Annotated in this window: 24 protein-coding genes; 14 read left to right on the forward strand and 10 right to left on the reverse strand. The window is 56.6% G+C overall.

The window, feature by feature from the left end; genetic code table 11:
- Positions 1-4 precede the first annotated feature (4 nt).
- Positions 5-820, reverse strand: coding sequence for an SDR family NAD(P)-dependent oxidoreductase (locus EF096_RS11475; protein ID WP_123889777.1), 816 nt, complete (start codon positions 818-820; stop codon positions 5-7).
- A gap of 15 nt (positions 821-835) precedes the next feature.
- Positions 836-2,317: a flavin-containing monooxygenase gene (locus EF096_RS11480; protein WP_256671340.1), complete on the reverse strand. Its 1,482-nt coding sequence runs from the start codon at positions 2,315-2,317 to the stop codon at positions 836-838.
- A gap of 76 nt (positions 2,318-2,393) precedes the next feature.
- Between EF096_RS11480 and EF096_RS11485 the strand changes: the two genes are divergently transcribed.
- On the forward strand, positions 2,394-3,002 hold the full coding sequence (locus EF096_RS11485) for a TetR/AcrR family transcriptional regulator (protein WP_123889779.1): 609 nt from the start codon (positions 2,394-2,396) through the stop codon (positions 3,000-3,002).
- Between the two features lie 89 nt (positions 3,003-3,091).
- On the opposite strand, the gene acnB is transcribed toward EF096_RS11485, so the two are convergent.
- On the reverse strand, positions 3,092-5,686 hold the full coding sequence (gene acnB / locus EF096_RS11490; RefSeq protein WP_123889818.1) for a bifunctional aconitate hydratase 2/2-methylisocitrate dehydratase: 2,595 nt from the start codon (positions 5,684-5,686) through the stop codon (positions 3,092-3,094).
- A gap of 385 nt (positions 5,687-6,071) precedes the next feature.
- On the opposite strand from acnB, the gene EF096_RS11495 reads away from it, so the two are divergent.
- On the forward strand, positions 6,072-6,524 hold the full coding sequence (locus EF096_RS11495) for a DUF1289 domain-containing protein (RefSeq protein ID WP_123889780.1): 453 nt from the start codon (positions 6,072-6,074) through the stop codon (positions 6,522-6,524).
- A gap of 16 nt (positions 6,525-6,540) precedes the next feature.
- On the opposite strand, the gene EF096_RS11500 is transcribed toward EF096_RS11495, so the two are convergent.
- Positions 6,541-7,401 (reverse strand): universal stress protein, encoded by an 861-nt coding sequence (locus EF096_RS11500; protein ID WP_123889781.1) that lies wholly within the window; start codon positions 7,399-7,401, stop codon positions 6,541-6,543.
- Positions 7,402-7,561: 160 nt separating this feature from the next.
- Between EF096_RS11500 and miaE the strand changes: the two genes are divergently transcribed.
- From miaE to EF096_RS11515, 3 genes are all read left to right on the forward strand, one after another.
- Positions 7,562-8,161, forward strand: coding sequence for a tRNA-(ms[2]io[6]A)-hydroxylase (gene miaE / locus EF096_RS11505; protein WP_123889782.1), 600 nt, complete (start codon positions 7,562-7,564; stop codon positions 8,159-8,161).
- 71 nt (positions 8,162-8,232) lie between these two features.
- Positions 8,233-9,108, forward strand: coding sequence for a substrate-binding periplasmic protein (locus EF096_RS11510; protein ID WP_158611271.1), 876 nt, complete (start codon positions 8,233-8,235; stop codon positions 9,106-9,108).
- A 144-nt stretch (positions 9,109-9,252) separates the two neighbouring features.
- Positions 9,253-10,725 carry an aminotransferase-like domain-containing protein gene (locus tag EF096_RS11515; protein WP_123889784.1) on the forward strand — a complete coding sequence of 491 codons (1,473 nt, stop codon included), beginning with the start codon at positions 9,253-9,255 and terminating at the stop codon, positions 10,723-10,725.
- Positions 10,726-10,816: 91 nt separating this feature from the next.
- On the opposite strand, the gene EF096_RS11520 is transcribed toward EF096_RS11515, so the two are convergent.
- Complete coding sequence (locus EF096_RS11520) at positions 10,817-11,761, reverse strand: LysR family transcriptional regulator (protein ID WP_123889785.1); 945 nt, start codon at positions 11,759-11,761, stop codon at positions 10,817-10,819.
- A 166-nt stretch (positions 11,762-11,927) separates the two neighbouring features.
- On the opposite strand from EF096_RS11520, the gene EF096_RS11525 reads away from it, so the two are divergent.
- A complete protein-coding gene (locus EF096_RS11525) occupies positions 11,928-13,136 on the forward strand; it encodes an acyl-CoA dehydrogenase (RefSeq protein ID WP_123889786.1) in 1,209 nt (402 codons plus the stop codon).
- Positions 13,137-13,327: 191 nt separating this feature from the next.
- On the opposite strand, the gene infA is transcribed toward EF096_RS11525, so the two are convergent.
- The 3 genes from infA to aat form a co-directional block, all read right to left on the reverse strand.
- Positions 13,328-13,546, reverse strand: coding sequence for a translation initiation factor IF-1 (infA, locus tag EF096_RS11530; RefSeq protein ID WP_080050557.1), 219 nt, complete (start codon positions 13,544-13,546; stop codon positions 13,328-13,330).
- Positions 13,547-13,699: 153 nt separating this feature from the next.
- The gene (locus EF096_RS11535) at positions 13,700-14,410 is read right to left on the reverse strand and encodes an arginyltransferase (RefSeq protein WP_123889787.1); all 711 of its coding nucleotides are present in this window, start codon (positions 14,408-14,410) and stop codon (positions 13,700-13,702) included.
- 69 nt (positions 14,411-14,479) lie between these two features.
- A complete protein-coding gene (aat, locus tag EF096_RS11540) occupies positions 14,480-15,178 on the reverse strand; it encodes a leucyl/phenylalanyl-tRNA--protein transferase (RefSeq protein WP_123889788.1) in 699 nt (232 codons plus the stop codon).
- 204 nt (positions 15,179-15,382) lie between these two features.
- Here aat and EF096_RS11545 point away from each other — a divergent pair, with 204 nt between their 5' ends.
- The 7 genes from EF096_RS11545 to EF096_RS11575 all read left to right on the forward strand — a co-directional run bounded on the left by EF096_RS11545 (position 15,383) and on the right by EF096_RS11575 (position 23,582).
- The gene (locus EF096_RS11545) at positions 15,383-17,788 is read left to right on the forward strand and encodes a DNA translocase FtsK (RefSeq protein ID WP_305955060.1); all 2,406 of its coding nucleotides are present in this window, start codon (positions 15,383-15,385) and stop codon (positions 17,786-17,788) included.
- 17 nt (positions 17,789-17,805) lie between these two features.
- Positions 17,806-18,450, forward strand: coding sequence for an outer membrane lipoprotein chaperone LolA (gene lolA / locus EF096_RS11550; RefSeq protein WP_123889790.1), 645 nt, complete (start codon positions 17,806-17,808; stop codon positions 18,448-18,450).
- 49 nt (positions 18,451-18,499) lie between these two features.
- On the forward strand, positions 18,500-19,789 hold the full coding sequence (locus tag EF096_RS11555; protein WP_123889819.1) for a replication-associated recombination protein A: 1,290 nt from the start codon (positions 18,500-18,502) through the stop codon (positions 19,787-19,789).
- On the forward strand, positions 19,782-20,153 hold the full coding sequence (gene crcB / locus EF096_RS11560) for a fluoride efflux transporter CrcB (protein WP_123889791.1): 372 nt from the start codon (positions 19,782-19,784) through the stop codon (positions 20,151-20,153). The genes EF096_RS11555 and crcB overlap by 8 nt, the downstream gene beginning before the upstream one ends.
- 47 nt (positions 20,154-20,200) lie before the next feature.
- Positions 20,201-21,484, forward strand: coding sequence for a serine--tRNA ligase (gene serS, locus EF096_RS11565; protein ID WP_123889792.1), 1,284 nt, complete (start codon positions 20,201-20,203; stop codon positions 21,482-21,484).
- Positions 21,485-21,569: 85 nt separating this feature from the next.
- Positions 21,570-22,982, forward strand: coding sequence for a siroheme synthase CysG (gene cysG, locus EF096_RS11570; RefSeq protein WP_123889793.1), 1,413 nt, complete (start codon positions 21,570-21,572; stop codon positions 22,980-22,982).
- Between the two features lie 114 nt (positions 22,983-23,096).
- On the forward strand, positions 23,097-23,582 hold the full coding sequence (locus EF096_RS11575) for a thioesterase family protein (RefSeq protein ID WP_123889794.1): 486 nt from the start codon (positions 23,097-23,099) through the stop codon (positions 23,580-23,582).
- Position 23,583: 1 nt separating this feature from the next.
- On the opposite strand, the gene EF096_RS11580 is transcribed toward EF096_RS11575, so the two are convergent.
- Together EF096_RS11580 and EF096_RS11585 are read right to left on the reverse strand one after the other, a co-directional pair.
- Positions 23,584-24,264 (reverse strand): VOC family protein, encoded by a 681-nt coding sequence (locus tag EF096_RS11580; RefSeq protein WP_123889795.1) that lies wholly within the window; start codon positions 24,262-24,264, stop codon positions 23,584-23,586.
- An 82-nt stretch (positions 24,265-24,346) separates the two neighbouring features.
- On the reverse strand, positions 24,347-24,946 hold the full coding sequence (locus tag EF096_RS11585) for a TetR/AcrR family transcriptional regulator (protein WP_123889796.1): 600 nt from the start codon (positions 24,944-24,946) through the stop codon (positions 24,347-24,349).
- Between the two features lie 101 nt (positions 24,947-25,047).
- Here EF096_RS11585 and EF096_RS11590 point away from each other — a divergent pair, with 101 nt between their 5' ends.
- Positions 25,048-25,485 (forward strand): hotdog fold domain-containing protein, encoded by a 438-nt coding sequence (locus tag EF096_RS11590; RefSeq protein WP_123889797.1) that lies wholly within the window; start codon positions 25,048-25,050, stop codon positions 25,483-25,485.
- Positions 25,486-25,489 lie beyond the last annotated feature (4 nt).

The following is a 25,489-nucleotide window of genomic DNA, read 5'->3' on the forward strand; positions in this document are numbered from 1 at the left end:
GACCTTAGTCGTTGCTGGTTGCAATGCCCGGCAGCAAGCGCCAGTAATTGACCGGTAGTAGCCGTTCCAGCCAGGAAACAATGCGCGCGTCGTTACCGACCAGAACCCGCGCTTTGTCCCGCTCGATACCGCGCAGGATGATGTGCGCAGCCTTGCTTGGTGGCATCCGCAGCAGACGCTGTGCGCGGGCAAGTTTGGCCTGCCACTGGGCTTCAGTTTCGCCTTCGGGTGAGCGTGCACTGCTGGCGATGGCGGTTGCTACGCCACCCGGATGCACCACGGTCACGCCAACGGAGGTGTCTTTCAACTCGAGACGCAGGGCGTTGGAAAAACCGCGCACTGCAAACTTACTAGCGCAGTAAGCGGTCTGGCCGGCTGGTGTGATCAGCCCAAACAGGCTGGATATGTTGATAACGCGCGCCGCCGGGCGTTGCTTGAGTAGCGGCAGGAAAGCGCGACACATGCAGACAACAGCGTCGAAGTTGATCGACATCAGCCAGTCAAAATTCTCGGTGGAGACCTGGTCAAAGTTGCCGCCGAGCGCGACACCGGCATTATTGATCAGCAGATCTACCTTGCCATGCTCGGCCATTACTGCCTCGGGCAGCGCAGCGACGGCCTCGCGATCTGCTACATTCAGGCGGTGCTCACTGACCCTGACGCCCAGCGCACGAGCTTGTGCGGCTGTTTCGGCGAGGGCATCGGTGTTCAGGTCGGCCAGTGCCAAATGGCAGTTTTTTTGCGCCAGGGCTAAAGCCAGAGCGCGACCAATGCCGCTCCCGGCACCGGTTAATACGGCAACACAGTCGTTGATCTGCATGTTTTATTATCCTTGTTATTGAAACTGCATCACGCCGTCATCCACCCGGCCGTACTGGATGGTCATTTTGTCCGCCAGGTAATTTTGATGGACCTGCCACGGCTTACGATCACCCTGCTTGGGCAGCATGCCTTCGGCGCGCTGTACATAGCCAGAGGTGAAGTCCAGGAACGGCTGCACGTTAACCGCTGGATCGCGACGCGGCACCGCCATGCGATAACCCTTGCTGTCCATGTAACGCAGCAGGCGACAGGTGTAGTTGGACGTCAGCTCGGCCTTGAGCGTCCAGGAGGCATTGGTGTAACCGAAGGTGAGTATCAGGTTGGGAATGTCGCTCAGCATCATGCCCTTGTAGGACATGCGCTCGCCAAAAACGACGTCTTCGCCGTCGACCTTGATCTGTACGTCGCCCATGGCGTTCAGCTTCAAACCGGTAGCGGTAACAATGATGTCGGCTTCCAGCTCTTCACCTGAAGTCAGACGTATACCTTTCTCGGTGAAAGACTCGATGGTGTCGGTCACGACCGAGGCGCGGCCAGCACGAATGTCATGAAATAGATCGCCATCGGGTACCGCGCACAGGCGTTGATCCCAGGGCTTGTAGGAGGGCGTGAAGTGCTTCATATCAATGCCTGCACCGACCTGTGCCTTGGCCATCTGCAGCAGTCGATCCTTGAACATGTCAGGCTTGTTGCGCGCGATGCGGTAAAAGAAGGAGCCAACGAGTACGTTTTTCCAGCGCGTGAGGCGGTGCGCGGTTGGCATAGGTAGCCATTTTTGCAACGACTGGGCAATGCCATCACTAAGCGGACGACTCACTACATAGCTGGGTGAGCGCTGCAGCATGGTGACATGCGCGGCTGTTTGGGCCATGGCCGGAACCAGAGTGACTGCGGTGGCGCCGCTGCCGATAACAACCACGCGCTTGCCGGCGTAGTCCAGGTCAGTTGGCCAGAATTGCGGATGTACTATCTGGCCAGCAAACGCCTGCTCATTGGGGAATTCCGGTCGGTAGCCCTCATCGTAACTGTAGTAACCAGCGCAGACCGACAGCAGGCGGGCCTGAAAGGACTCCTCCTGCTCATTGCCTTGTGCATCCGTGGCAATGGCGGTTACCGTCCACAGCGCCGCGTCGCTGGACCAGCTGGCATGGGTAACCTTGCGCTTGAAGCGGATGTTGTGGGTGATGCCTGATTCGTCGGCAAGATCTTCAATGTAATCCTTGATGTCAGCACCGTCGGCTATCGCCTTACGATGGGTCCAGGGCTTGTAGCTGTAGCTCAGGGTGTACATGTCGGAGTCGGAACGAATACCCGGATAACGAAACAGATCCCAGGTACCGCCGATGGCGTCGCGGCGTTCAAGGATGCGGTAACGTTTATCGGGGCACTGGTCGGTCAACGCGCGGGCGGCGCCTATGCCAGACAAGCCGGCACCAATAATCAAGACGTCCAGCGGGGCAGGTGCAAATTGTTGTTGTAATGCGCTCATGGTCATATCCCTGCTATAGGTTGTGGTGACAATCTAGATTGTCATATATGATTTGGCAATACCTATTGTCAGAATTCACTTCATGAATACAGCCACTACTGCCAAGCGTCGTTATCGCGGGTCCGCCGTTGAAGAGCGCCGCGCGCAACGCCGTCAGCAATTGATTGATGCCGCCATCGAGGTATACGGCAGTAACGGCTACCGTCATTCCGGCGTCAAGCAGGTATGTGATGCGGCAGGGCTAACCCAGCGCTATTTCTATGAATCGTTCGGTCACAGCGATGAGCTATTGATTGCTGCCTATGAACAGGCCGCGCGCAGCGTGCGCGAAAGCAATATGGCTGCCGCAGAGGCGGTGGGCAGTGATCGGGTGGTCAGAAGCCGGGCCATGTTGTTTGACTACTTTCAAAAGATGAAAGATGAGCCCAATCTGGCACGCCTGCTGCTGACCGATATTCGGGGCATTAGCCCGCAGGTGGATCGTGCGATTGATGATGCATTGCGTGCCAGCAGTGATGACATGACGCGCGCGCTAGCCAAGCCCGGGCAACAGTTTGATGAAATGTTGCAGGCGGGTATTTTGGGCGGCGTTATCCATATTGCGCTGCACTGGATGGCCAGGGGGTGTGACGTGCCGTTAGAGCAGGTCACTGAAACCGCTCTCAAACTGGGTGTGGCGTTGCTGGATTAACGGTGTTGTTTTGTTTCGCCAGCATGGCTGCCTGAACGTCAGGCATAAAAAAGCCCCGCATCAAGCGGGGCTTTTTTTCGGGCCTGTTATCAGATCTGAGCGACCGGAATGGACGCTGCAGCTTTCTGGTAAGACTCGATTTCGTTGAAGTTCATGTAGCGATAGACGTCAGCCGACATGCTGTCGATCTGTGCGGCGTAGCCCATGTATTCCTCAACGGTCGGCAGCTTGCCCAGAATAGAGGCAACCGATGCCAGTTCGGCAGATGCCAGGAAGACGTCAGCGCCATCACCCAAACGGTTCGGGAAGTTCCGTGTGGAGGTGGAGACAACAGTCGACTTGGCAGCAACGCGCGCCTGGTTACCCATGCACAGCGAGCAGCCGGGCATTTCCATGCGTGCGCCAGCTTTGCCGTAGATGCCGTAGTAGCCTTCTTCGGTCAGCTGATACTGATCCATCTTGGTTGGCGGTGCCAGCCACAGACGAGTCGGCAGCGCGCCCTTGTTCTTCTCGAGCAGCTTACCCGCGGCGCGGAAGTGACCGATGTTGGTCATGCACGAACCGATAAAGACTTCATCGATTTTCTGGCCAGCAACGTCAGACAGCAGACGAGCATCGTCTGGATCGTTAGGTGCGCACAGAACCGGCTCTTTAATATCAGCCAGATCGATTTCGATCACGGTTGAGTACTCGGCGTCAGCGTCAGCTTTCATCAGCTTGGGATCGGCCAGCCATGCTTCCATGGCCTGAGCACGACGCTCAAGGGTGCGTGGGTCCTGGTAGCCGTTGGCAATCATCCAGCGCAGCAGGACGATGTTGGACTTCAGGTACTCGGCAACCGACTCTTCGCTCAGGTTGATAGTACAACCGGCAGCGGAGCGCTCGGCAGAGGCGTCAGACAGCTCGAACGCTTGCTCGGCAGTCAAATGCTCCAGACCTTCGATCTCGAGGATGCGGCCAGAGAAGATGTTCTTCTTGCCTTTCTTCTCGACGGTCAGGTGACCTTGCTGGATAGCAAAGTAAGGGATCGCATGTACCAGATCACGCAGGGTGATGCCGGGCTGCATTTTGCCCTTGAAGCGAACCAGAACGGATTCCGGCATGTCCAGCGGCATAACGCCAGTAGCTGCAGCGAAGGCAACCAGGCCAGAACCGGCAGGGAAGGAGATACCCATCGGGAAGCGGGTGTGCGAATCACCACCGGTGCCGACGGTGTCGGGCAGCAGCATGCGGTTCAACCAGCTGTGGATGATGCCGTCACCCGGACGCAGCGCAACGCCACCACGGTTGTGGATGAAGTCGGGCAGGGTGTGGTGAGTGGTCACGTCGATTGGCTTGGGGTAAGCCGCAGTGTGACAGAAAGACTGCATAACCAGATCAGCCGAGAAGCCAAGGCAAGCCAGGTCTTTCAGCTCGTCGCGGGTCATCGGGCCAGTGGTGTCCTGAGAACCCACGGTGGTCATCTTCGGCTCGCAATAGGTGCCGGGGCGGATGCCTTCGACGCCACATGCCTTGCCGACCATCTTCTGCGCCAGGGTATAACCCTTGGTGCTTTCAGCGGGCGGTACCGGCTTGCGGAACAGATCAGAAGGAGACATGCCCATTTCGGTACGGGCTTTCTCGGTCAGACCACGACCAATGATCAGAGGAATACGGCCGCCAGCGCGGACTTCATCCAGCAGTACCTGGGTTTTCAGTTCGAATGTGGTGATGACTTCGTCAGTACCGTGCTTGCAGACTTTGCCTTCGTACGGATAAACGTCGATCACGTCGCCGGTGTTCATTTCGGAAACATCGAACTCGATCGGCAGTGCGCCGGCATCTTCCATGGTGTTGTAGAAGATAGGTGCGATCTTGTTACCGAAGCAGAAGCCGCCAGCGCGCTTGTTGGGCACATACGGGATGTCGTCACCGAAGAACCACAGTACGGAGTTGGTAGCAGACTTGCGTGAAGAACCGGTACCCACAACGTCGCCAACGTAGGCAACCGGGAAGCCATTGGCTTTCAGTTCTTCGATTTGCTTCAGCGGACCAGTAACGCCTTGCTCCATTGGCTCGATGCCTTCACGGGCCATTTTCAGCATAGCCAGTGCGTGCAGCGGGATGTCGGGGCGTGACCAGGCGTCAGGTGCTGGCGACAGGTCGTCGGTATTGGTTTCGCCGGTGACCTTGAATACGCTCAGGCTGATTTTGTCAGCCAGCGTTGGGCGATTGGTGAACCACTCGCCGGCAGCCCAGGATTGCATGACGGCTTCAGCGTTGGCGTTGCCTTTCTTGGCGCGGTCAGCAACGTCGTGGAAAGCATCAAACATCAGCAGCGTGTGCTTCAGTTCTTTTGCGGCAGCTGAGGACAAATCAGCATCATCCAGCAGCTCAACCAGAGTGGCGATGTTGTAACCGCCCTGCATGGTGCCGAGCAGTTCAACAGCGCGCAGCTTGGTCAGCAGTGGGGAAGTTGCTTCGCCTTTGGCGACGGCGGAAAGAAAGCCGGCCTTGACGTAAGCGGCTTCGTCAACGCCCGGTGGGACGCGGTTGGTAAGCAGATCAAGCAGGAACTCTTCTTCGCCAGCTGGCGGGTTCTTCAGCAGATCTACCAGACCAGCGGTTTGTTCAGCGTTCAGCGGCTGAGGCACGATACCCAGGGCCGCGCGCTCTTCAACGTGTTTGCGATAGGCTTCAAGCACAATTATTACCCTCATCAGTCTGTTCCGTACATGACAGAACGGTCATCCTCTCGGATCCCGGGAAGCACTGAATAAGCATCTTGGGTAAAGGGAGTTATTCAGTGCTTCCCTGTATGCCGACAATAAGACTGGTACAAACGAACGCCCGATATAGTGGGGGGCAACCTGGGTAACTGGGTTGGCAGATACGGAACGGGTTGCGGGCAAACGCCTGAGACACAGCCCTTACGGCGGGGTGATTCTACAGTAAGCAGGGGGGTAAGTTAAGTTATGGATGCATTCTTGCCACGTTGCGATGCTGACCGGACAGTCTCATTGGGAATAGGCCGTGGCTGGTTTAGTATAGACGCTCGCCCGATTCGCCTAGCTGACTCAGAGAAACCGGATGTCCGATCTGCCTGACTACACTCGTACTACGCCTTGTATAGGCCTTTGCTCTACCGTCTACGGGGATCTGGTGTGCCGTGGTTGCAAACGTTTTAGTCACGAAATTATTGACTGGAATCGCTACGATCATCAGCAAAAGGCAGCGGTCTGGCAGCGGCTGGAGCAATTGCTTGAGCAAGTGGTGCTGTCACGTATTGAGGTTGTGTCAGTGGTGGCGCTGCATGGCGCACTGGAGCGACTGCAGATAAAAGCACCGCGAGAGGCTTCCTTGGCATTGCAGGTGCTGCGATTGATTCCTCGCCTGCAGGACGATGGCCTGGAAACGAGTGGTTTGCGATTGCGTCGGCATTGTGCGGGCCTGAGCCTGAAGCAGTTGCGCGATGAATTGGATTCGGCCTATTTCGACCTGTCCAGCGCTTACCATGAGCGCCGTATCGGCACTGCAGGGTAAGCGCGAACGCTCAGGTCTACTTTTCCAGCAATGATTCCAGATGATCGAGTGTGTCGTCGGGCTTGAGCACCAATACATCGGTATTGAGCTGATCAAGCACGACTTCGGCGGTATTGCCAATCAGCGCGCCGGCAATGCCTTTGCGGCCGACGGTGCCGATCACGGTAACGCTAGCGCCAATCTTGTTGGCAACGAAGGGGATCAGCGTGTCTGCTGGTCCTTCATCAATGTGCAGGCGGTCCTGGGTGATTGCATACTTGTTCAGGTACTCTGCGGAGGCATCCTGATAACTGCAGGCGATAGTTTCGCGCAGCTGAAAGGTTGGGTCGGCAGAGGACAGCATGGGCGCCGGGTGAGCACTGATCAGATGCAGTGCGCCGTCGATCATCTCGCTTATCTCGGCAGCGTGGCTAACGATGGTGTCGTGCAGCACGTGGTGCTGATCGTCGTGGTTGCCCAGGTCGATGGCGGCCAGTACATTGCCCTTGATCCAGCTCTCGCTGTTTTTCACCATCAATACCGGCGCGGGACAGTAGCGCAGTAACTTCCAGTCTTCAGGGGTAAGTAGCGCCTTGCGCAGCGCGCTATCGGGCAGATGTTGCTTGACTACCAAGCCGCAGCCTTCACGCACTACGGTGCGATTGATTGTTTCGGTAAGTCCGTTGTGCCAGCTTTGGCTAAAGCCACAGGTGATCCCTGCCGCTTTCATCTGATCGGCTAGCTCCTGCAGCAGCGGCGTATAGTCTTCGCGATTCTCGCAAACCAGCAGATGCAGTTCGGATTCGATGAAACTCGCAATCAATGATGCGCGCTTTAAAGCAACCTGCTCGGTCTGCGATGGATCAATGACAACCAGAATACGTTTGACTGCTTGCATGGCGTTCTCCTTGTTTTAGCCTGTGGCGGTAACTGTGTGTCTGGCTTCAATGTAGCCCGTTTTCACTGCGATAGCATTGATTCAAGTCTATACAGGCGGCTGATAACACTGCCCAAACAGGTATACTGTGCCGCATTAATACTGCCACGAACAGATTGCCATGCTGCCCGATGAACTTGTTGCCTTTTTACCCTGTGCCACCCCGGATGCCTGGGTTGAGCAAGCGCTTGCCCACCCGCAGGAGCTGCTGATTGATCATGCAAACTGCGAGAAAAAAGCGGCCTCGACTGCACTTAATCTGATGTTTCGCTATATAGATAAGCCGGATCTGCTGCAGAAAATGTCGCGCCTGGCGCGTGAAGAGTTGCGCCATTTCGAGCAGGTGATAGCGCTAATGACCAAGCGCGGGGTGACGTACCGTGGGTTATCTGCCAGCCATTACGCGCAGCGCTTGCGTCAGCATGTGCGGACCGTGGAACCAGGGCGGCTGGTTGATACCCTTATTGTTGGCGCCTTTATTGAGGCACGTTCCTGTGAGCGTTTTGCCAAGCTGGCCCCGCATCTGGACGAGGAGCTTGGCGATTTCTATCGGTCGCTACTGAAGTCCGAAGCGCGGCATTATCAGGACTATCTGAAGCTGGCGCATAGCTACGCCGCTGGCCCTATCGATGACCGAATTGCGCTCTTTTCCGAGCAGGAGGCGCAGGCGGTGCTGGCCGATGACCAGGAGTTTCGTTTTCACAGTGGTGTGGCGGCCTGATAGGCTGCAACATTATCGCGATCATGCCGCCTATGGCATGGCTGCTTTCTCTTAATTGCGGGAGTGATTTAATGCATCAGCGCCACGCCAGAAACCGCCGCTTTACCCCTATTGCTTGCATGATACGCACAGCGTTTGCCGCTGGGGCACTGTTGGGTGCTGCTGGCAGCATGGCCGCGGAGAATGTCTGTGAACGTGTTGTCGTGACCGGCAATCCAGACTATCCGCCGATTATCTGGGCGCCGGAGCAGGGCGAGCAGGCGTTAACCGGCGTGGCGGTGGAGATGCTGCAGTCGGCGCTGGCGGCGAGCGACATCAAGGTGGAAGTGCTGAATATGGGGACGCGTGCCAAGGCGCTGGCGGCGGTGGAAAGCGGTCAGGTTGATATTATGGCAGGGCTGTTCATGTCGCGTGAACGCTTAGCGAGTATGGACTATGTCTACCCCGCGATCATGGATGTGCCTAGCGTCTTCTTTGTTCGTCGTGGTGCCGCTTTTGCTTACACCGGCTGGCAGGATTTGCGCGGCAAGCGCGGTGCTGCGCAGGAAGGCAGTCGCTTTGGTCTGTCGTTTGATACCTATGCCAAGGACAACCTTGCGCTGGAACGGGAGGCAACGGGCGAAGCTGCGTTGCGTAAGCTGTTGGCGGGTAAGCTCGACTACGTTGTGCTGGAGCGCTACCAGGGGCTGGCGCTGGCTCAGCAAATGGGCGTGGATGAGCAATTGGATACGCTGGAGGGTTCTTTTATCAATGCGCCTCTGTACTTCGGCATATCGCATAACTCGGTCTGTAACTCGCCGGATCTGCGTGCAGCGCTGGCATTGGGTATGCAGGAGCAGGCTCAGCGTAATGAAGGTCGTCGCTTGCTCGATAAGTATCGTGGCATCTGGGCTGCGCCCTTCATGCCTGCGGTCGAACCGGCAGCTGAAATTCCGCTGGAAGAGTAACAAAAAGCCTTACAGTCTGTTTGCTGCTAATCTGTACTGGTCATCTGTGTTGTATCTGTCACTGTTGCGGTGCTGCCTGGGTCGTTAAGCTGCAACGTTGTCCATATATTCAACGTGGGCGTTTATGCCGGGAGGGCAAACGCAATGACCAGTCTGCTGTACCAGAAAATCGCCAGCCAGTTGGCTGAAGACATCCAAAGCGGCGTATATCAGCCGGGTGAGCGGGTGCCTTCGGTGCGAAAGCTTAGTACACAGAAAGGGGTGAGCCATGCGACCGTGCTGCAAGCTTACGCCACGCTGGAAGATCAGGGGCTGATTCATGCTCGACCACAGTCCGGCTATTACGTACACCAAACTCCCGCACTGACCGCACCCACGCCGGCTATTGCGCGGGTGGAAGCACCCTACGCAGTAACGCGCAGCAGTATCATCACCGAGATTCTGCTCCAGGCGCGTCGAGACGGCGTTATTCCTTTGGGCGCTGCGGTGCCATCCAGTGAGTTCTTACCGCTGCGCGCCTTGCATCAGCAAATGAGCAAGGTGACCCGTTTCCATGCCCAGAAAGCCTTCAGCTATACCTTTAGCCCCGGTTACGAGCCGCTGCGCCGTCAGGTTGCCATCCGCATGCGCGATGCCGGGGCGGTTATTGATCCCGCTAACGTCGTCATTACCAACGGGTGCGTTGAGGCATTGCAGCTGTCATTACGCGCAGTCACCAAGCCGGGTGATCTGATTGCGACGGAATCGCCCAGTTATTATGGGCTGGTTCAGCTGTGTGAGCTGCTGGACCTCAAGGTGGTAGAAATTCCATCTGATCCGGACACCGGCTTGAGCCTGGAAACGCTGCAGTCCGCGCTCGATCAGTGGCCAATCAAGGCGCTGGTATTGACCTCCAGGGCGGGCAACCCGATGGGAGCAACCATGCCTGAGCACCGGCAGCGCAAGCTGGTTGCGATGATGGCGCGGCGTAATTTGCCGGTCATTGAAGACGATATTTATGGTGAGTTGATGTTTGATCACGGCCAGTCAAAGGCGCTCAAAGCCTTTGATTGCTCGGATACGGTGATCTATTGCTCGAGCTTTTCAAAAACCATTTCGCCTGGCTTGCGCGCTGGCTGGTTGATCACCAAGCGCTACCAGGAGCAGATCGAGAAGCTGCAGACCTTCACCACATTGTCAGCCTGCAGCGTGAGTCAAATGGCGGTCGCGGCTTACCTGGAGAACGGGGGGTATGATCGGCATCTTCGCCACATCCGTCAGGAGTACTGCAAGAACCTGAGCCTGTTTCAACTGGCAGTGCAGCAGTTCTTCCCGGAGGGTACCCAGATTACGCGGCCCAAGGGCGGGTTTATTCTCTGGATCAGTCTGCCGGGCGGGGTTGATACGCTGACGCTATTCAATCGTGCCTTGCAGCACAATATCAGTATCTGTCCGGGGGTCGTATTCAGTAATTCGGATCAGTTCAATCATTGCTTGCGCTTGAATTGCGGCATTCCCTGGAACCGGGCGGCAGAGCAGGCGGTAATGACCTTGGGCGTGTTAGCCAAGCAGTTGCTGCAGGAGCTAGAGCCAGTTGAGCGGGGCGTTGAGCTGGAAGGTATAAGAAAGGTATCGTGATTTATATCAGGTGCTTATGAGGCTTATTTAAAGTAATTAAATAAAAAAGGCAGCCGGTAAAAGGCTGCCTTTTTCGTTATCCCTCAATGCTTTAATGCTGCGCTGCAGCTGCCTCGCGTGCCTTGAGGTATTGGCGCTTCAGTTGCTGTGACAGCTCAATGATCTGTTCGCGCATCCAGCGGTTGGCTGGGTCCTGATCCGTGCTCTCGTGCCAGAACAAGTGGGTTTCAATCGCTGGCACGTCATCAATCGGCAAAACAGTCCAGTGCAGATCGTGGCGTTCGGCAAAGCGCTCGTGCACGGTCAACACCATGTCAGTTGATTCCAGTACTGGCGGCGCCATCTGGTAATGCTGCGAGCGCATGACTACGCGGCGCTGAATACCCATTTTGCCAAGAGCCAGGTCAACGTGGCCCAGACCATTGCGACGACTGGAGATATGGATGTGTGACTGCGCTAGATAGTCATCAAGCGTAATCTTCTCCTTTTTCGCCAAGGGGTGCCCTTTGCGCATAACGCAGACGTGGCGATCTTCAAACAGCTTGACGTGGCGCACCTGAGTATCGGTATTCAAGGGTGCGTCAATGGCAAAGTCCAGGCGCCCGGCAGCCAACTCCTTGGTTGTTTCCCTGCGCTTGATCAGGAAGCTGTCTATATTGATATTGGGTGCCATGCGGCGAATACGGCCAGCCAAGTGCGGCAGAATGACGGCTTCAGTGAGGTCGGTCATGCTGATGCGATAGGTTTTGGTGGCCTGTTCAGGCACGAAGCTTCGGCTTTCTTGCACCGATACACGCAGCAACTGCAGCGCACTGCGAACCTGGGTGATGATGTTCTGCGCCATTGGAGTCGGCACCATACCCTGTGCGGTGCGAACAAATAGCGGGTCATTGAATGTTTCGCGGAGGCGGGCGAGCGCGTTGCTGACTGCCGGCTGGGTTATGCCGACAATTTGCCCGGCGCGGGTGAGGTTGGCTTCTGTATAGATTGCGTCAAACACAATGAACAGATTCAGGTCGACCTTACTGAGGTTCATCGCAACTTCCTTACTAAGATGGCTCAAGACGATACAAACAGGTCTGCGGACGAGTGAAGTATATATTGCTTATGAATGTTAATACACGACAAAAATAGGTTAGATAAATCGAGCTATGTCATCTAGCATTTTCATCGTCGATACCCAACAAGCAAAGGCAACCAATATGGATTTCGGATATTCCCCCAAGGTTAAAGATCTGCGCGAGCGTGTAGACGCTTTCATGCAGGAGCATGTTTTTCCGGCTGAGGCCATCTTTCACGAGCAGGTTGCCGAGGGCGATCGCTGGCAGCCTACCGCCATCGTGGAAGAACTGAAAGTCAAGGCGCGGGCCGCGGGCTTGTGGAACCTGTTCCTGCCCGAATCCGAGCTGGGTGCTGGTTTGACCAACCTCGAATATGCGCCACTGGCTGAGCTGATGGGCCGGTCCGGTCTGGCGTCTGAGGCATTCAACTGCAGCGCGCCTGATACCGGTAATATGGAAACCATCGTTCGCTACGGTAACGAAGAGCAGAAAGAGCGCTGGGTCAAGCCGCTGCTGGCGGGTGAGATTCGCTCCTGCTTCGGTATGACCGAGCCAGGTGTTGCTTCTTCCGATGCAACCAATATGCAGGCCAATGCTCGTCGTGAAGGTGATGAGTGGGTGATCAATGGTCGCAAGTGGTGGACCTCCGGTGCCTGTGACCCACGTTGCAAGGTCATGATCTTTATGGGTCTGACTAATCCCGATGCGCCACGCCACCAACAGCACTCGATGATTCTGGTGCCAATGGATGCGCCCGGTTTGAAAGTTATTCGTCCGTTGCCGGTATTTGGTTACGACGATGCGCCGCACGGCCACGCTGAAGTGCTGCTGGAAAACGTACGCGTTCCTTATGAAAACGTATTGCTGGGTGAAGGTCGCGGTTTTGAAATCGCTCAGGGTCGTCTTGGGCCAGGTCGTATTCACCACTGCATGCGCTCTATCGGTGCTGCAGAACGTGCACTGGAACTGATGTGCCGTCGCTCGGTTGAGCGTGAAGCCTTCGGTAAGCGCTTGGCACAGTTGGGCGGCAATATCGATCTGATCGCCGAATCACGTATCGAGATCAACCAAGCTCGCCTGTTGACCCTGAACGCGGCTTACATGATGGATACCGCAGGTAACAAGGTTGCCAAGAGCGAAATCGCTCAGATCAAGGTTGTAGCGCCTAACGTGGCTCTGCGCGTGATCGATCGTGCGATTCAGATGCACGGTGGTGCGGGTGTATCGGAAGATACGCCGCTGGCGCACATGTACGCCATGCAGCGCACGCTGCGCTTGGCTGACGGCCCGGATGAGGTTCACCGTGCCGCCATCGGCAAGCATGAGCTGGGCAAGTACATGTCCCGTTAAGCAGTCTGCGATAACAAAAACCCGCTCCTGGTGAGCGGGTTTTTTGTGTCTACGAGTAAGTTAAATCTGGTTGGATACGATACCCGAAAAGCAGACGCAGCAACGCTCACCCGAAATAACAATCCGGATGAAGCGGCGGGTTTAACGTTGCTGTAGCCGAGCGGAGGAGGGTGCGCGGCCGGGCTGACTGATTAGCGGGCGCGGTAGGTGATGCGACCTTTAGTCAGGTCGTAGGGCGTCAGTTCAACGCGAACCTTGTCACCTGTTAGGATGCGGATGTAGTTTTTGCGCATCTTGCCTGAAATGTGGGCAGTCACGACGTGGCCGTTTTCCAGTTCAACTCGGAACATGGTGTTCGGCAGGGTGTCGATGATGGTGCCTTCCATTTCAATACTGTCTTCTTTCGCCATTAAGCAATGACCTCTTGGGTTTGTTCACAGGCGGGCGTTTAAATATTAATACCCGCAAAAAAGGTGAGCAATTGTGCCTGAAAAACTGCCAAAGCGCCAAGTTTGACGGACTTTTTTTAATAGGGGGTGTGCTTCAGGTGCGGCGCAAGGCAATTAAGTCAGGCGTACCCAGCGTTGGTTTACCAGCATTTCGATGGGGCGGTACTCGGTCTTGTAATTCATCTTGCGGCAATCCTTGATCCAATAACCCAGATAAACCGAATCCATTTCCAGGTCGCGGGTGTGCTGGATTTGCCAGAGAATCGCGAAGCGTCCCAGGCTGCGCTTGTGTTCCTGTGGATCAAAAAAGGTATAGACAGCCGAAATGCCGTTGACCATCTGGTCGGTAACAGCCACTGCCAACAGTTTGTTGTCCGGGTCGCGAAAGGTGAAAAAACGACAAAAATTCCAGTCCTTGACCAGAAATGATTGGAACTGATCGCGGCTGGGCGGGTACATATCGCCGTCAGCGTGCCGTGCACAGATGTAGCGTTGATAGAGATCGTAGATCTCGTCGCTGGGTTCCGGGCTGGCTTCCGTTACGTGCAGGTCGCGATTTTTCTTCAGGATACGTTTCTGCTGCGAGTTGGGCTCAAATTCAGCAACGGGTATGCGCGCCGGTATGCAGGCGTTACAGGCGCGGCAATGCGGGCGGTAGAGATGGTCACCGCTGCGGCGAAAGCCCATTTCCGAGAGCTCGCTGTAGGTTTCGACATCCAGCGGCTGCTGTGGATCAAGAAACAGGGTGGTGGCCTGCTCGCGCGGCAGGTAGCTGCAGGGGTGGGGATGTGTCGCGTAAAACTTGAGTTGAGACAAGTCGGTCATGGTCTGGCTCCCGGCGGCTTGTGATTCAGTATAGGGCCGCCGAGCAGAGCCATCAAAGACTGATTGTGTTTACTCTGGGCTGAGCGGCCGCCAGTTGGATGGCGCCTGCTGCGGGCATAGCGTTGCTAGCTGCTGCAGAAAACCTGCCCGGGGTAGACTGCGAGCGCCCAAGCTGAACAGGTGGTCGGTGGGCATCTGGCAGTCAATCAGCATAAAGCCGCATGCTGATAAATGCTGCGCCAGGCTGATGAAGGCCAATTTAGATGCGTTGGTGCGGAAGCTGAACATCGACTCGCCAAAAAAGGCGCGGCCCAGTGCCAGGCCATAGAGGCCACCAACCAGTTCGCCGTTGTCCCACACTTCCACCGAGTGCGCGTGGCCCAGTGTGTGCAGTTTTGTATAGGCACTCTGCATGGCTGGCGTGATCCAGGTGTCATCGGTGTCCCGCCTGGGCGCAGCGCAGGCGGCCATCACGGCAGGGAAGTCCTGATCCATGGTGACCTTGAAGGTGGTTTGGCGCATGAACTTGCGCATGCTGCGTGAGATGTGCAGTTCGGCGGGGGCTAACACGGTACGTGGATCGGGGCACCACCAGAGAATGGGCTGTCCAGTCGCGTACCAGGGGAATATGCCGTTTCGGTAGGCCGAGAGTAGTCGCTCTGGTGACAGGTCACCGCCGGCGGCCAGCAAGCCATTGGGTGACTGCATCGCGCGACGCGCCGGCGGGAAGTCTGTGCTGTGTGCATCCAGCCAGGTCAGTTGACTCATGGGCTCCTCAGGTGCGTTTCATCGTTCAAATGGTTTATCAAAATAGCCTTATAAGTTATTGTCCTTCATACAGAAAGACAACCTGCCAGCGGGAACCAGTCGACCTATAAATGGTCAGGGTTAACGCTATTGTGCACTGTGATTGTGAAAAGCACTGGCAGAGGTCGTACAATAATCGCCTTAATCACGATGGAAGCTTCCGTTTTGAAGGATACAGCAGCCCAGAAGAACCCGATTGCGTGGCGAGAGCAACTCTCACTGCGATTGCGCGAAGGCGCCCTGTTGGCAATGATAGCGCTGTGCCTGTACTTGTGCATGGCGCTCTTTACTTACAGTTCCGCTGATCCCGGCTGGACCCGCAGCGCTGGGCCGGTAACGGTGCAGAATGCGGGCGGGCGGATGGGTGCCTGGATTGCCGATGTTTTATTGCTGACCCTGGGCTACCTGGCTTTTTTGTTTCCGCTGATTGTCGGCGTCAAGGTCTGGCAGATGTTTCAACGTCGCCACCTGCCTTTCGTTTGGAATGGCTGGCTGTTTTCCTGGCGTCTGATTGGCTTTGTATTGACCCTGCTGGCAGGCACGGCATTGGCTGCGCTGCATGGTACGGCGCCCGAGCACTTCCCTGAAGGCGCGGGTGCAGGCGGTGTACTAGGGCAGCTGTTGAGCGACTTGGCGCGCCCGGTACTCAACATGCAGGGTAGTACCTTGCTGTTTCTGACGCTGTTCCTGTTCGGTATTACCGTCTTCACCAATCTGTCCTGGTTCCGGGTGATGGATCTGACGGGGCGCATTACCCTTGATTTGTTCGACCTGGTTAAACGTGCCTGGGTCCGCTGGCGTTCACGTCGCGCCGACGATCGCCTGCGCGATGACACCGCTGCGCCAAGGCCGGTGAAGGCCTCGTCGGCACGCCAGGAGCCTGCCTTCAGTGCCGAGGAGCAGCGCAAGGCAGATGCCTCACGCGCTCAGCGTCAGGAGGCTCAAGCCAAATACACCGCAGCGCGGGAAAGCCGCGTGCCGCCGGAAATTGTTCCGCTGGATACCAAGCCAGCCGAGCCGAGTGTGCGTCTGCAGAAAGAAAAACAGTCCAAGCTCTTTACCGACAGTGTGGAGCCGGGCTCGTTGCCGCCGATTTCACTGTTGGACCCTGCGAGTAAAAGGACCAAGGGCTTTTCAGCTGAGTCGCTGGAAGGCATGTCGCGCCTGCTGGAAATCAAGTTGAAAGATTTCGGCGTTGATGCCGAAGTCGAGAAGGTGCAGCCAGGTCCAGTTATTACGCGTTTTGAAATTCAGCCAGCACCGGGCGTCAAGGTCAGCAAGATCTCCAATCTGGCCAAGGATCTGGCGCGCTCACTGGCGGTGATCAGTGTGCGGGTAGTGGAAGTGATTCCGGGCAAAACCACCGTGGGTATCGAGATACCCAACGAGGATCGCGAAATCGTTCGCTTGTCTGAGGTGCTGGAAACGCGGGAGTTTGATGACGCGCAATCTCCGGTCACCCTGGCTTTGGGGCATGACATTGGTGGCCATCCGGTGATGGCCGACCTGGCCAAGATGCCGCATCTACTGGTAGCCGGTACCACTGGCTCCGGCAAGTCGGTCGGCGTTAACGCTATGCTGCTCAGTATTCTGTTCAAGTCTACGCCGGAAGAAGTACGACTGATCATGGTCGATCCGAAGATGCTGGAGCTGTCTATTTACGAGGGCATTCCGCACCTGTTGGCGCCCGTGGTCACCGACATGAAAGAAGCCGCCAACGCGTTGCGCTGGTGTGTGGCCGAGATGGAGCGGCGCTACAAAATGATGGCGGCGCTGGGTGTGCGTAACCTCGCAGGCTATAACCGCAAGGTGAAGGATGCCGAGAAGGCGGGTGCACCGCTGCGCGATCCATTGTATCGCCGTGAGAGCATGGAAGATGAGGCTCCGGAACTTGAAGCTCTGCCAGTGATCGTAGTGGTAATCGACGAATTCGCCGACATGATGATGATTGTTGGTAAAAAGGTCGAAGAACTGATTGCCCGTATTGCACAGAAGGCACGTGCGGCGGGCATTCATTTGATTCTGGCAACGCAGCGTCCTTCAGTGGACGTCATCACCGGTTTGATCAAGGCTAATATCCCGACCCGTATGGCGTTTCAGGTATCCAGTAAAATCGACTCGCGCACCATTCTTGATCAGGGTGGCGCTGAGCAGCTGCTGGGCCATGGTGACATGCTGTATATGCCGCCGGGGACCAGTTTGCCGGTTCGTGTGCATGGCGCCTTTGTCTCGGATGATGAGGTGCATCGCCTGGTTGAAGAATGGAAGAAACGCGGTGCTCCAAACTACATTCAGGACATTCTTGATGGTGCCGATGATGGCGCGGGCAGTGGCGGCTATGAAGGCAGTGCAGATAGCGGTGATACCGAGGAAGATGCGCTTTATGACGAGGCTGTACGCTACGTAACTGAAAGTCGTCGGGCCTCGATCTCTTCGGTACAGCGCAAGCTGAAGATCGGTTATAACCGCGCCGCCCGTATGATTGAAGCCATGGAAATGGCGGGCGTCGTGACCTCAATGAGTACCAACGGCTCGCGTGAGGTGATTGCACCTCCGCCGGTCCGTGATTAACGGAGATTGTATCCACTATGTTGAAATCCTTGCTGCGCGGCCCTGTTTTGCTGCTGTGCGCCTGTGTGCTGGCTATGCCAACAATGGCCGCCGGAACTGATCAGGAAAGCGCAGCCAAACGCTTGAATGAGCTGTTGTCCGCCGCCAACACCATGTCTGCTACCTTCTCGCAGATGACGCTCAGCTCCAATGGTTCAAGCCTGCAGGAAACCACCGGTCAGGTGACGCTGCAGCGTCCAGGCATGTTCCGCTGGCATACCGATGCGCCCTTGGAGCAAGTGCTGGTCTCCAACGGGAAAAAGATCTGGTTGTACGATCCGGATCTGGAGCAGGTCACCATCCAGGCGCTGGATCAGCGCCTGACGCATACGCCCGCGTTATTGTTGTCTGGCGACGTCAGCACCTTATCCGAGAATTTTAGTATCAGCTGGCAGGAGGGCAGCACGGTCGATGATTTTGTGCTCTCGCCAAAAGCCAGTGACACTATGTTTGAGACGCTGCGTCTGTCGTTTCGCGACGGCGTCATCAACGATATGCAGCTGAATGATCCTATCGGTCAGCGCACCAATATTCTGTTTCAGGGCGTCAAGCTGAACGAGCCGGTGGACGCTGGCCAGTTCAATTTCACTATCCCGGAAGGGGTTGACGTCATCAGTGAGTAACGGCGGCCTGTTCGCTGCTCCCGCGCCACAGCAACCCCTGGCTGCGCGCATGCGGCCCCAGAATCTGGATGAATACTCCGGCCAGGCTCACATACTGGGCGCTGGCAGACCGTTGCGGGTGGCGTTGGAGCAGGGCGCGTTGCACTCGATGATTTTCTGGGGCCCGCCGGGCGTCGGTAAAACCACACTGGCCCGCTTGATTGCCAATCTGGCCGACGCGCATTTTGAAACTCTCTCGGCGGTGCTGGCTGGGGTTAAAGACATCCGCAATGCGGTTGATCTGGCGCGTCAGCAGTTTAGCCTTAATGGTCGCCAGACCATTTTGTTTGTCGATGAAGTCCATCGTTTTAATAAAGCGCAGCAGGATGCCTTTTTGCCCTATGTGGAAGATGGCACGCTGCTGTTTATTGGCGCTACCACGGAAAACCCCTCGTTCGAGCTGAATAATGCATTGCTCTCGCGCGCTCGGGTATATGTGCTCAAGTCACTGGATAATGAGGCGCTGGATGGCTTGCTGGATCGCGCGCTCAGCGATGTTGAGCGGGGTCTGGGGCAGCACCAGTTGAGTCTTGAGCCGCAGGCTAGGCGTATTTTGCTCGATGCTGCTGACGGCGACGCAAGGCGCCTGCTTAACCTGCTGGAAATTGCTGCTGATCTGGCAGAGGCGGGCAGCACTATCGAAGCCGAGCTGGTCAGCGATTTATTGAACGATAGTCGTCGCCGTTTCGATAAAGGCGGTGAAGCGTTTTACGATCAGATATCGGCGCTGCACAAATCGGTGCGTGGCTCTAATCCGGATGCCTCTTTGTACTGGTTTGCACGCATGATTGATGGTGGTTGCGATCCTTTGTATATCGCGCGCCGCGTGGTACGCATGGCCAGTGAAGATATTGGTAATGCCGATCCGCGTGCGCTTACGCTGGCTCTCAATGCCTGGGATGTGCAGGAACGCCTGGGTAGTCCCGAGGGTGAGTTGGCGGTAGCGCAGGCCATCAGCTATCTCGCCTGTGCGCCGAAAAGCAACGCTGTGTACAATGCCTACAATGCAGCTATGCGAGACGTGGCCAGTCAACCTTCGCACGATGTGCCATTGCATTTGCGCAATGCGCCCACCAAGTTGATGAAGGAGCTGGGCTATAGCGAAGGTTATCGCTATGCGCACACTGAACCTGAAGCCTATGCAGCGGGTGAAGATTACTTCCCTGAGGCGCTGGAACCGCGAGCATACTATCAGCCGGTACCGCGCGGCCTGGAATTAAAAATCGGCCAGAAAATGAAGCATTTGCAGCAGCTTGATGAGGCGAGTGTTAAGAAGCGAAGGAAGCCGGTGGATGATTAAAGTAATGTTGGCGGTAGCCTTTGGCGGCGCGCTGGGTGCGTTGAGTCGCTTTGGCGTGGCGCAGTGGTCCATGCAACATTGGCCCAAAGCCTTTCCGCTACCTACGTTGATCGTAAACCTGCTGGGTTGCCTGTTGATCGGTATGCTGTACGGGCTGTGGTTGCAGCGTCCGGAATTATCTCCGCTGCTACGACAAACCCTCATGGTCGGTTTTTTGGGTGCTTTTACCACCTTTTCAACCTTCTCGCTGGACACCCTGAGGCTGTTGGAAAACGGCGAAGGGCTGCTGGCTATAACCTATATTTTGCTCAGCGTGTGCATTGGTCTGCTTGCCACCTGGGCCGGTCTGTCGCTGACGCGCTGAGCGTGCAGCACAGACTGCTAACTGACTACTGTTGAAGATGATTATTCATGCTTGATTCAAAACTGGTTCGTACCCAATCCGAGCAGGTTGCCGAACGTCTGGCAACCCGTGGCTATACCCTTGATCTGCAGCAGCTGGAGGCTCTGGAGTCGCGTCGTAAAGAAGTACAGACACGCACCGAGACTCTGCAGGCTGAGCGCAACAGTCGCTCCAAGTCGATTGGCCAGGCCAAGGCGCGTGGCGAAGATATTCAGCCACTACTGGCCGATGTCGATCGCATGGGCACTGAGCTGAGTGAAGCCAAGCAGCAACTCGACAGTATTCAGGTTGAGCTCGATGCGCTGATGATGGGCATACCCAACTTGCCGGCAGAAGATGTGCCGGTCGGCGCGAGTGAAGATGACAATGTTGAGGTCCGCCGTTGGGGCACACCGCGCGAGTTCGATTTTGACGTGCAGGATCACGTTGCTCTGGGCGAGCAGCACGGTTACCTCGATTTCGAGACCGCGGCCAAACTCTCAGGCGCGCGTTTTGCCATCATGCGTGGGCCGATCGCCCGGCTGCACCGTGCGCTGGCGCAGTTCATGCTCGACTTGCACATCAATGAGCACGGCTATGAAGAGGTGTATACGCCTTATCTGGTGCATGCTGATGCGCTGCAGGGCACGGGTCAGCTGCCCAAGTTCGAAGAGGACTTGTTCAAGATCGTGCGCGGTGAAGACCAGCGCGACCTGTATCTGATCCCGACTGCCGAGGTATCGCTGACCAACATCATCAGCCAGAGCATCATTGCGGCGGATCAACTGCCCATCAAATTCACCGCACACACGCCTTGTTTCCGCAGCGAAGCAGGCTCTGCCGGACGTGATACCCGCGGCATGATTCGTCAGCATCAGTTCGACAAGGTCGAGATGGTTCAGGTGGTTCGCCCCGACGAGTCCGAGGCAGCCCTGGAGGCCTTGACCGGCCACGCCGAGGACGTGCTGCAGCGGCTTGAGCTGCCTTATCGTACTTTGGCGCTCTGTACCGGTGATATGGGCTTTAGTGCGGTTAAAACCTACGACCTGGAGGTCTGGGTGCCGAGCCAGGGCAAGTACCGCGAAATATCATCCTGCTCCAACTGTGGGGACTTCCAGGCGCGTCGCATGCAGGCGCGCTGGCGTAACCCGGAAACCGGCAAACCCGAGCTGGTGCATACGCTCAATGGCTCAGGTTTGGCTGTCGGCCGTACGCTGGTCGCTATCCTGGAGAACTACCAGCAGGCGGACGGCAGTATCGATATTCCGGTCGCGCTGCGCGGCTACATGGGCGGTATCGAGCGCATCGCCTGATAGTACTTCCTGTCCGGGCGCTACTCAGATGCGCCCGGTTATCAGCTGCGTAACTGCGCTTGTTTTCTGCCTATGAGGTTGCTGTATGGAATATTTGCCCCTGTTTCACAACCTGCGTGAACGTCAGGTGCTGGTTGTTGGCGGCGGTGAAATAGCGCTGCGCAAGTCACGCCTGCTGTCAGAGGCGGGCGCGCGGCTAAAGTTGGTGGCGCCGGAGATAGAGCCAGAGTTGCAAACGCTGGTGGAGCAGGGCGGCGGCAGCTGTGAGTTGCGCGGCTATCATGCAGATGATGTGAATGATGTTGTACTGGTTATTGCCGCGACCGATGATGAGGCGCTGAATGCTCAGGTTTCGGCCGATGCCCAGGCGCGCAATATTCCGATCAATGCGGTGGATGCTCCTCACCTCTGTACGGTTATTTTTCCGGCTATTGTCGATCGCTCCCCCTTGGTAATAGCTATCTCCAGCGGCAGTCACGCCCCTGTGCTGGCCAGGTTGACGCGGGCGCGCATTGAAACCCTGTTTCCCAGTGCCTATGGTCGGCTGGCACAGTTGGCCCAACGCTTTCGTCAACAGGTTAAAAGTACCTTCCCGTCGATCAATCAACGCCGGGTGTTCTGGGAGAATATCTTTCAGGGTGACGTCGCGGAAAGCGTGTTCTCGGGGCGTGACGAAGAAGCCGCTCAGCTATTGCAGCAGCGCCTGGCTGACCAAAGCGGCAAGCGTTATCAGGGTGAGGTTTACCTGGTTGGCGCAGGCCCTGGTGATCCAGACCTGCTGACCTTTCGTGCCCTGCGCCTGATGCAGCAGGCTGATGTGGTGTTGCACGACCGTTTGGTGGCGCCAGCGATTATCGACCTGTGCCGCCGCGATGCGGATCGTATCTATGTCGGCAAGGCGCGGGCGAATCATGCTGTGCCGCAGGAAGAAATCAACAAGCTACTGGTGCGTCTGGCCAAGGAAGGTAAGCGCGTGCTGCGCTTGAAGGGCGGTGACCCCTTTATTTTTGGTCGTGGTGGTGAAGAAATTGAAGAGCTGGCGGCCCACGGCATACCCTTTCAGGTGGTACCCGGTATCACGGCTGCCAACGGCTGTTCAGCGTACGCCGGTATCCCGCTAACCCACCGGGACTATGCGCAGTCGGTACGCTTTGTTACCGGGCATTTGAAAGACGGCTCAAGCAATCTGGCCTGGGCAGACCTGGTTACCCCAGGGCAGACGCTGGTGTTCTACATGGGGTTGGTGGGCTTGCCAGACATCTGCAAAGGCCTGATAGAACACGGCCGTGCCGCGACAACGCCGGTGGCCCTGGTCCAACAAGGCACAACCAGTAATCAGAAGGTGCTGATAGGAACGCTGGCAAGCATGCCTGAGCTGGTCGCCAGTACGCCAATCAAGCCGCCGACCCTGGTTATCGTCGGTGAAGTAGTTAACCTGCATGACAAGCTAAAGTGGTTTGCGCCGGAGGCCGAGGTGGTGGCACAGGGCGTACTCTGAGCGGGATAGGGCTAAACGGCCAAATCCCGGACGCGGTGCAAACCAGGCTGGTACTGAAAGCACAAATCAGGCAACGTTTGTCGTCTGTGTAAACGCTGACGAGATAAAAATAATATGGCTTCAATTGCGCCTGAGACCACATCTACCGAACTGCCTGAAGAGCTGACACAGGCGGTAGAAGGTTTTTTTAACCGGATCCCTTTCAATCGTTTGCTGGGTATCGAGATCGATACGCTGCGCAGCGACTGCGTCGCCATGAGCTTGGCGATGCGACCTGAACTGATTGGTAACTTTACCCAGGGCATATTGCACGGCGGCGCCATCTCGTCGTTACTTGACGTCTGCGGCGGCGCCATGGCGTTGATCGGTGCATTCGAGAGACATGCGCACCTCAGCGTGCAGGAGCGCATGATCCGTCTGGCCAAGCTGGGGACTATCGATCTGCGGGTGGATTATCTGCGCCCGGGACGTGGTGAGCACTTTGTTTGTACTTCAGTGCTGCTGCGTTCTGGCAACAAGGTGGGAGTGGTGCGCTCAGAGCTGCATGCCAACGACGGCACCCTGATCGCCGTCGGTACCGGTACCTATTTCTGCGGTTGATTCAAACCGCTTTGCCGGTTACCGATGCGCGCTCGGATAGTTCGATCCAGGTGCCGTCGGGATCGCGAATAAAGGCGATGCGTGCAGTGCTGCCCAAGGTTATCGGCTCGCGGCCCGAGGTGGCGCCGGCCGCCAGGGCATTGGCGTAGGTCGCGTCGCAATCAAATACCTGCAGGGTGATGTAACGCAGCCCGATGGCCGCCAACGGCGCTTCAAGGTCAGCGCTTGTGGCGCCTGCCTTGAGCAGCAGCCGAGTATCGCCGCAGGCTAGCAGCCCCGGCTGCTCTGTTTGTAGGCCCAGCACCTGAGAATAGAACTGCTCGCTGCGGGCGACATCCTGCACCTTCAGCTGCACCGCTAGACCACGGATGCCACGATAGCCGGGCGGCACCAGGCGAACCTGGTTGCCATCGGGATCATTTAGCAGTTGCGGCGCTGTAACCTTGGTACTCGCTATCAACAGCTCGTCGATCGGGCTTTGCAATGCTGTGGGCAATGGGTCGCGGGCATCATTCAGTTTGAGCACCGCGCCGTCGGCGTTGTGGCGATGTTGCAGTACGCCACCACCCAGCTTGAGGCTGTGATCGAAAGCGAGCCCCACCCGTTGCTGCCAGAACTGCAGCTGCGCCTCTGACTGGTTGCTGAATACGCCGACGTCGTAAAAGGGTTTGGCCAGTTGCATGTGAGGCTCCGCTAGCAGGAAAACCACACCTTAACCGGTGAGGCACTCCGCTGACAGTGCCAGCCGAACGCGGAATGATGGGTTATTGCGGTGACTGATCAGGTGTTGCGCGAACCGCAATCCAGGCCGTTTCGGCGAGCAACTCGCGGTAATCCGCCAGGTGTTTGTTGAGGCGGCCAGCCAGCCAGTTCCGGGCCATGTCATGCGCGGGGCCGACGATAATGGAGGCGAAGCATTCAGGCGGCAGGTCGCGAAAACAGCCCTCATCGATGAATGTGTTAAGACGCGCCTGCAGGTGGACGTAATGCTCGCGATTACTGTTTTTTAATTGCTCACCCATTTCACCCGCCTCGATGCGCCCTCGGCTGTGCAGGATGAAACGCGCCCAGTCAGGGTTTTCGACGACCCAGTCAATGTAACTGGTGACCAGAGCGCCGATGCACGCCGCTGCGTCTGCGGCGGCCACGAGGTTGCCATCCAAGCGTTCGGCATAACGGCATAGCCCCTCGAGATAGAGGGATGCCAGAATCCGTTCCTTGTTGCCAAAGTGGTGGTACAGGCTGCCGATACTGGCACCTGATCGCTCGCGGATCATTTCGATGGTCGTGGCGTCGGCTCCCACGTCGGTGATACAGGCGAGAGCGGCGGTAAGAATGGTGTCTTTACGGCTTTGTTTGGTCATGCTGGCTCGAATTAGAATAATGTTCTAGAAAATAATTCTAGTCTGGATATACTAACGGGGTGATCACAGTTACAGCAAATCAGTTTAACGAGGAATCACCTATGAGTCAGATGTTGCAGATGTACACACAGGCAGGTCCCGAGCAGTTCAGTAAGTTGATTGGTCAGACTGCACCGTATTTCGCCAGTATCGCACCGCGCTTTATCGAATTACGTCCAGGTTACGCTGAAGTGACCTTTGCCAAGCGCCGAGAGGTGTTGAACCACTTGGGCACAGTGCATGCTATTGCGTTGTGCAATGCGGCTGAGTTAGCGGCTGGCACCATGACCGATGTTTCCATTGCTGAGGGTTGCCGCTGGATTCCCAAGGGTATGACCGTCGAATATCTGGCTAAGGCCGAAGATGATGTGGTGGCCATTGCTGACGGCAGTGAAATTGATTGGCAGAATACCGGCGACATTGTTGTGCCGGTCACTGCCTATGTTGGCGAGAAGGCGGTATTTCGAGCCGCGATAACCATGTACGTCAGTCGCTCCTGAGCCG

The organism is Pseudomonas neustonica, assembly GCF_003797945.1.
GTDB lineage: Bacteria > Pseudomonadota > Gammaproteobacteria > Pseudomonadales > Pseudomonadaceae > Halopseudomonas > Halopseudomonas neustonica.

Bases quoted from the DNA above. Each gene is read 5' to 3' on its own strand.
- EF096_RS11475 (WP_123889777.1), bottom strand. From the start codon at position 820: ATGCAGATCAACGACTGTGTTGCCGTATTAACCGGTGCCGGGAGCGGC.
- EF096_RS11480 (WP_256671340.1), bottom strand. From the start codon at position 2,317: ATGACCATGAGCGCATTACAACAACAATTTGCACCTGCCCCGCTGGAC.
- EF096_RS11485 (WP_123889779.1), top strand. From the start codon at position 2,394: ATGAATACAGCCACTACTGCCAAGCGTCGTTATCGCGGGTCCGCCGTT.
- EF096_RS11495 (WP_123889780.1), top strand. From the start codon at position 6,072: ATGTCCGATCTGCCTGACTACACTCGTACTACGCCTTGTATAGGCCTT.
- EF096_RS11500 (WP_123889781.1), bottom strand. From the start codon at position 7,401: ATGCAAGCAGTCAAACGTATTCTGGTTGTCATTGATCCATCGCAGACC.
- miaE (WP_123889782.1), top strand. From the start codon at position 7,562: ATGCTGCCCGATGAACTTGTTGCCTTTTTACCCTGTGCCACCCCGGAT.
- EF096_RS11510 (WP_158611271.1), top strand. From the start codon at position 8,233: ATGCATCAGCGCCACGCCAGAAACCGCCGCTTTACCCCTATTGCTTGC.
- EF096_RS11515 (WP_123889784.1), top strand. From the start codon at position 9,253: ATGACCAGTCTGCTGTACCAGAAAATCGCCAGCCAGTTGGCTGAAGAC.
- EF096_RS11520 (WP_123889785.1), bottom strand. From the start codon at position 11,761: ATGAACCTCAGTAAGGTCGACCTGAATCTGTTCATTGTGTTTGACGCA.
- EF096_RS11525 (WP_123889786.1), top strand. From the start codon at position 11,928: ATGGATTTCGGATATTCCCCCAAGGTTAAAGATCTGCGCGAGCGTGTA.
- infA (WP_080050557.1), bottom strand. From the start codon at position 13,546: ATGGCGAAAGAAGACAGTATTGAAATGGAAGGCACCATCATCGACACC.
- EF096_RS11535 (WP_123889787.1), bottom strand. From the start codon at position 14,410: ATGACCGACTTGTCTCAACTCAAGTTTTACGCGACACATCCCCACCCC.
- aat (WP_123889788.1), bottom strand. From the start codon at position 15,178: ATGAGTCAACTGACCTGGCTGGATGCACACAGCACAGACTTCCCGCCG.
- lolA (WP_123889790.1), top strand. From the start codon at position 17,806: ATGTTGAAATCCTTGCTGCGCGGCCCTGTTTTGCTGCTGTGCGCCTGT.
- EF096_RS11555 (WP_123889819.1), top strand. From the start codon at position 18,500: ATGCGGCCCCAGAATCTGGATGAATACTCCGGCCAGGCTCACATACTG.
- crcB (WP_123889791.1), top strand. From the start codon at position 19,782: ATGATTAAAGTAATGTTGGCGGTAGCCTTTGGCGGCGCGCTGGGTGCG.
- serS (WP_123889792.1), top strand. From the start codon at position 20,201: ATGCTTGATTCAAAACTGGTTCGTACCCAATCCGAGCAGGTTGCCGAA.
- cysG (WP_123889793.1), top strand. From the start codon at position 21,570: ATGGAATATTTGCCCCTGTTTCACAACCTGCGTGAACGTCAGGTGCTG.
- EF096_RS11575 (WP_123889794.1), top strand. From the start codon at position 23,097: ATGGCTTCAATTGCGCCTGAGACCACATCTACCGAACTGCCTGAAGAG.
- EF096_RS11580 (WP_123889795.1), bottom strand. From the start codon at position 24,264: ATGCAACTGGCCAAACCCTTTTACGACGTCGGCGTATTCAGCAACCAG.
- EF096_RS11585 (WP_123889796.1), bottom strand. From the start codon at position 24,946: ATGACCAAACAAAGCCGTAAAGACACCATTCTTACCGCCGCTCTCGCC.
- EF096_RS11590 (WP_123889797.1), top strand. From the start codon at position 25,048: ATGAGTCAGATGTTGCAGATGTACACACAGGCAGGTCCCGAGCAGTTC.